This window comes from Neisseria sp. HMSC073G10 (genome assembly GCF_001812605.1).
In the GTDB taxonomy this organism is placed as follows: Bacteria; Pseudomonadota; Gammaproteobacteria; order Burkholderiales; family Neisseriaceae; genus Neisseria; species Neisseria subflava_A.
In genome coordinates, this window is record NZ_KV809531.1 from 3,254 (window position 1) to 3,676 (window position 423).

Below are 423 nucleotides of genomic sequence, written 5' to 3' on the forward strand. Positions count from 1 at the left end.
TGTTGACATCGCCAAATTGTTTTCCTTTCTCATAAACTCGAGTGAATTTAGAATTGCCGCGTTTACCTACATAAAATGTTTTGCCGCTACCATCATCATTGCGCCATGCAGTACCGCGGCATTCGCTTTTTGGCCTCATGTTATGAACGTCAAAATGACCGTTGTCATGATCAAGTAATGCTTGATCGGGTGTGTATTCGCCGTTAAAAAAATCATGGGCCACATCAACACGGGTAATTTTTGGACGTATGCACTTACTTAAAAACTCATACAATCGGTTTTCCCAACCGGGTATAGCAGCCTGACAACCTGTACCATTCAATTCAACAAGCATTGTTTCTCGCTGACCTCCATAATGAACCTTGCCATATTCGACGTTATCCGGGCCGAGTTGGTAACAGCTTTTATAGAAAAACTTTCCTT

The 423-nt window shown here is 42.1% G+C and carries 1 protein-coding gene; it reads right to left on the reverse strand.

The features are described 5' to 3' along the window. Positions 1-423: replication initiation factor domain-containing protein (locus tag HMPREF2865_RS12480; RefSeq protein ID WP_210399353.1), on the reverse strand; the 423-nt coding region annotated here is incomplete at both ends.